Origin of the sequence: Siminovitchia fortis, assembly GCF_003605365.2 — a bacterium.
In the GTDB taxonomy this organism is placed as follows: domain Bacteria; phylum Bacillota; class Bacilli; order Bacillales; family Bacillaceae_C; genus Siminovitchia; species Siminovitchia fortis.
On sequence record NZ_QYTU02000070.1, the window covers coordinates 1 to 5508 of the forward strand.

Here is a 5508-nt window from a genome sequence, read left to right on the forward strand (position 1 = left end):
AAATTTACTTTCGTAATTTGGGTTTATGTTTTTTATCTAAAAAGAGCGCTCGTTGTGAACGTGCATAATCTATGTTGTTTTACAAACTCTACCCATATAAACAGATATAAGAAAAGGATGAATCACAGTGAAACATATTCGGCTCCTGTCCTGCCTGCTTCTCCTTGCTTTAAGTTTTTCGTCCGGCTCTGTTCAGCCAAAGGCGATGGCTGCGGAAAAAAACAAATACGAAAGTACATTGATTATGAGGGGCCCTGCGACAAAACGTGAAATCGCTTTGACATTCGATGATGCACCGGATGATATCTTTACACCTAAGATTTTGGATATCCTGAAGGAAAAAGAAGTGAAAGCCACCTTTTTTCTTGTTGGATACAGGATAGAAAAATATCCTGATATTGCCAGACGCATTGTGCAAGAAGGCCATGCTGTGGGGAATCACTCCTATAATCACCCTAACTTTTTAAACATGCAAGACGCTGATTTTCAAAAGCAAATTACCAGAACAGACGAGTTAATCCGCTCTCTGACCGGCTCTGCTCCAACCATTGTGAGGCCTCCGTATGGAAATATCAGCAACAGACAGATGGAATGGCTGGCAGGAAGAAAAAGAATTGTAGTGGCATGGGACGTGGATTCGCTGGATTGGAAAGGGCTGGAGGCGGAAGAAGTGGCAAGCAATATTCTTCCGAACGTAAGTCCCGGATCCATTGTTCTGCAGCATTCGGGAACCGGCGATGGCGGGGATTTATCGGGTACCGTCCATGCACTGCCGACGGTGATCGATGATTTGCGAAAAAAAGGATTCAAATTGGTGACAGTCCAGGACATGCTCGGTATACCATAATATTGTTCCGATAAATAAGAAAAGCGCAAGCGCCCTGCCCATCGACGTACAGACTAGAGTGCCTCCGACGAGATAAAGGATAAGGAAAGGCGGAGAGTGCCTGCTTATCGGCGCAAAGCTAGACTACGCTTGCGAAGGCGTAGTTTGCCTTCAGCAGCGATTGGCTTAATCCTTGCGCCAATGGCACTCGCAGCCGGACAACACGGCGAGGAACGCAGGCTCAAGCAGCGACGTCCTGTCGCTTCGCCTGCCCTAGCACATCCTGTTCGTCGGAGCCGATGTTGACTTATCGTAGGAGAGCTACTACTTGAAATGGCCTCGTGTGATGCTTCCTCGAGTTGGCGTCGTGCAGCTTTGCTATGATTTCGCCAAACATCCTCGAATAAGCTACGCCGCAGGAGCACACCAGGTGCGAAGTCTGCTAGTCGATAGGCGCTGGCCGCCTTAAAGCGCCACGTCCTGTGGCGCCGGCGGCACTAGGACTTCCTGTCCGTCGGAGCCGGACGCAGCACTAAGTGACAAATAAGTTACTCACAACCTGAGCATTTTATAGTACGCTAAACAACAAAAAAACTAAACCGTTAAAGGAAGGGAGTGCCCTTCCTTCATACAGTTTAGTTTAAAAGTTAGGATATAATCCCAATGGATATTTCACTTTCATTTTTTGACGGAGGGCTTCCTTTTTCGCCGGGACCGCCCTTATTTTTCGATCATTATTTTCCGGGTTTCCTTTACGTCCGCTTGCCAGTCGCTAAAAGCAACAGCTTTAACGCACACCTTTCATCTGTTTTTGAATCAAAGGGGTAACGAAAAATAGAATGATCCCCAGTAATATGGCACTCAAACCAATGATTCCAAAATACAGCATTTCTGTTTCAGGCCGGTAAAATTTCACAATCTGTGCGTTCAACCCTTGAGCGGCCGCATTGGATAGAAACCATAGGCTCATCGTTTGGGCCGAGAATGCGGCGGGCGCCAATTTCGTCGTCGCTGATAACCCGACAGGCGATAAGCATAATTCACCGATCACCACGACCAGGTAACTAAGCACGAGCCAGATCGGATGTACCAATGAATTTGCACCTCCGAAATATGCCGGCAATAAAATGACAAGGAAGGAAAGGCCCGCAAATAATAATCCCAAAGAGAATTTATGTGGGATAGATGGCTGGCGTTTTCCTAATTTCATCCATATCCAGGCAAATACCGGCGCCAACAGGATGATGAATAATGGATTCAATGACTGAAACCATGCAGGAGATAGATGGATCCCTGCAACGTCCAATTGTGTCCGTTTATCTGCAAAGTTGGCAAGTATTGTTGACCCTTGTTCTTGAATGGACCAAAACATGACAGCAGCAAGAAATAACGGAATATAAGCCAGAACGCGGGAACGTTCCACCTCGTTTGTTTTTGGACTGCGATACATAATAATAAAGTAAATAGTTGGAATGATAAACCCTAAAATTCCCACTATAGCAATAAATGATTGTATCGTAAGCAAGCCCGCTGGAATGGTGACAGCTAAAACAATTCCCAATAGAACAGCAGCCCCAACGATCACCAGAGAGACTTTTTTCTTCTCATCTGGAGATAAAGGATTGGCAATGTAAGTACCTGCCAGTCCCAAATTTTTCTTCTTTGTAAAGAGGAAGACTAAAAGCCCAAAGAACATTCCAACCGCTGCGAACGCGAATCCCAAATGGAAACTATACTCTATGACGGATCTGGATCCGACAATAAGCGGGGATATGAAGCCTCCCAGGTTAATCCCCATGTAAAAAATACTGAACCCGGCATCACGGCGATCATCCTTTTCACTATAAATATCGCCGACCATAGAGGATACATTCGGCTTCAGTAAGCCGGTACCGATGACAATCAGGACCATGGAGACAAAGAACATCGCCAGGCCTCCAGGCATAGCCAGAGCGATATGGCCTAACATAATGAAGACCCCGCCATAAAAGACAGCCCGCGAAGTCCCAAAGATGCGGTCAGCCAACCATCCCCCTATGATTCCCGACATATATACAAGTGAGCCGTATATGGACATAATCGAAAGAGCAGTTCGTTCATCAATGCCCAAACCGCCTTTTGATACTTCATAGTACATATAAAAAAGCAGAATGGCCCTCATTCCATAATATGAGAAGCGCTCCCAAAATTCCGTAAAGAATAGAGTAAAAAGACCTTTAGGGTGTCCAAAAAATCCTTTTTGGGGAACACTGGATACAATTTTTTCTTTGTCTATAGCAGACATCCTATTCCCTCCAAAACTTTGTTAGAATAATAATACCAAACAAGTATATCACAGATGACAGCGCTGACAAGAAATAAAATTATTTCAGAAAAATAACACACTTAATTTGATAGCATCATGATCTTTTGTTTCTTACCCCAAATATTCCTTCAATTAACAAAATCGATCAATTTTTTTCATACGGGATTCGCACAAAGCAATGTTTGGCAATTCAAAAGGATTCCAGGTTGATTTGTGGTTGAGTTAACCTTGTAAATGTACTTCCCGTACATTTTTATTATTTCACCTTTTACACGTTTTACTCTTCAATACGTTTGCCTTCCTAACTCAAAACATTTCATCTCTAGCTTCGGGGCCGCGTTTAACAATAAAAGTTTACAAAACTTAGTTGATTACTATCATGTAACACAAACGTATTCTAATTAGGAATAATTTCATTAAACAAACACCTTTTTTGAAAATTAACATTTATCGATATTCTTTTTTAGAATATACCATTGCTTTCTATTTTAGAAATTATAAAATGTTTTTATATAGGCATTTTGGAGGACCCGATATGGATGTAGGAAATAGGATAAGGGAACTAAGGAAAAAAAGAGGAATAGAGCAGATGGAGCTAGCAAATTTTATCAATATATCCCAAAGCAAAATGAATAAAATTGAAACAGGATACCAAAAGAGATTTGAGCCAGATGTATTAAAAGACATTGCCCGGGTATTAGGGGTGAAAGTAGATCATCTTTTAAGTGACGAAAAGGAGTTAAAAAAGGAGAAGAAAGACTTTCAAAGCTTTATAACTGACCCAGAATTAGAACGCTGGCACAAAGAATTACCAAAATCCGCAGAGGAAGATCTACGTAAACTTCGGAAAATGTGGGAGATTATTCAAAGTGATAAAGATTAGCGATGTTTAGAGAACAAATTTCTTGAACGCCACTTAAAGTCGTATCTCCAAAAGAAAAAATTTAATAAACAATCTGTAAGGGGGAGTAGTCCAATGGTTGATTTTCAAGAACAAATAAAAAGTTTATCAAAAAGAGTAGCCTCTATTAAAGACAATATCATGACAGAAGAAGCAACAAAAACATCACTCGTGATGCCCTTCTTTCAATTGCTGGGTTATGACATTTTCAATCCTGCTGAATTTACTCCTGAATTTATTGCTGATGTCGGAATCAAAAAAGGAGAGAAGGTTGACTATGCAATTATGAACGAGGGATTCCCAGTGATATTAATAGAGGCCAAATCCGTCAATGAAGTATTAGAGAAACATGATTCCCAGCTATTCCGATATTTCGGGACTACAACTGCTAAATTTGCAATCTTAACAAATGGGGTCATTTATCGTTTTTACACAGATCTGGAAGAAAAAAACAAGATGGATACCTCTCCATTTTTTGAATTTAATCTGCTTGATTTAAGAGATAGCTCCATACAGGAATTGGGTAAATTTCGAAAGGATAGTTTTGATTTAGACAAGATCTTTAATACCGCTTCTGAATTGAAATATTTAAACAAAATTAAAACATTCTTAAATGATCAATGGGAAATACCATCAGATGAGTTTGTTAAATTTTTAGTGGGTCAAATTTATGATGGAATAAAAACGAAAAATACGATAGAAAAGTTCGAGCCAATAGTAAAGAAGGGCTTTAAACAATTTATCAATGACCTCGTAAACGACAAATTGAATGCGGCCTTGAAATCAACAGCTGAAGAAGATCGCCGGGAAATTGCAGCTAGCATTGATGCTGAGATTGAAGTTGAAAAATCCATTGAACCCTTGGTTGTAACAACTGAAGAGGAAATACAGGAATATGCTATTTTAAAAGCAATTTTAACCGATATACTGGATTCAGACCGAGTCTACTATCGGGATAATCAAAGTTATTTTAACGTACTGTTAGATGACAACATTAGAAAATGGATTGTACGATTATATTTAGAAACATCCAAAAAATACATAGAGTTTAACGATGAAGGTAAAGAAAGAGTTCCTATTGATAGAGTAACTGATATTTTAAAACACAGTGAAAGAATAAAAAAGATAGCCAAGATGTTCATGTAAAAGTTGTTCTATAAAAAATTCGCTTTATGCAATTATCAATAAAGGTGGGCGGCGGTCAAAACTGTACCCCACCTAATTTTCTTTTTAGAAACATATTCAACACGAACAGCAAGAGAAAAAATAGGAACTACATGAGTGGATCGAAAGAAAATGATTATAAATTTATGTATTTTAATCCCAGTTATTGGAAATGCATTCCTGATAAACTTGATATTCACCTTAAAAATACTATGATCTGGTAGGTTGCCGGAAATTATATCTTTTAAAAAAATGTCATATTTTTATTTAGAGAATATGTTATAACACTAGCGTTGCATTAATTAATTCATA

General features: G+C 39.7%; 4 protein-coding genes. 3 read left to right on the forward strand and 1 reads right to left on the reverse strand.

Translation table 11 applies throughout. From position 1 onward, the window contains the following. Nucleotides 1–127 precede the first annotated feature (127 nt). The gene (locus D4N35_RS17410) at nt 128–847 is read left to right on the forward strand and encodes a polysaccharide deacetylase family protein (RefSeq protein WP_120075939.1); all 720 of its coding nucleotides are present in this window, start codon (nt 128–130) and stop codon (nt 845–847) included. Between the two features lie 766 nt (nt 848–1613). Here the strand turns inward: D4N35_RS17410 and D4N35_RS17415 are convergent. Continuing rightward, on the reverse strand, nt 1614–3110 hold the full coding sequence (locus D4N35_RS17415; RefSeq protein WP_120075941.1) for a peptide MFS transporter: 1497 nt from the start codon (nt 3108–3110) through the stop codon (nt 1614–1616). A 556-nt stretch (nt 3111–3666) separates the two neighbouring features. Between D4N35_RS17415 and D4N35_RS17420 the strand changes: the two genes are divergently transcribed. Together D4N35_RS17420 and D4N35_RS17425 are read left to right on the forward strand one after the other, a co-directional pair. Further along, nucleotides 3667–4014 (forward strand): helix-turn-helix domain-containing protein, encoded by a 348-nt coding sequence (locus tag D4N35_RS17420; RefSeq protein WP_164876419.1) that lies wholly within the window; start codon nt 3667–3669, stop codon nt 4012–4014. 93 nt (nt 4015–4107) lie between these two features. Then, nucleotides 4108–5178 carry a type I restriction endonuclease gene (locus D4N35_RS17425; RefSeq protein WP_120075945.1) on the forward strand — a complete coding sequence of 357 codons (1071 nt, stop codon included), beginning with the start codon at nt 4108–4110 and terminating at the stop codon, nt 5176–5178. Nucleotides 5179–5508 lie beyond the last annotated feature (330 nt).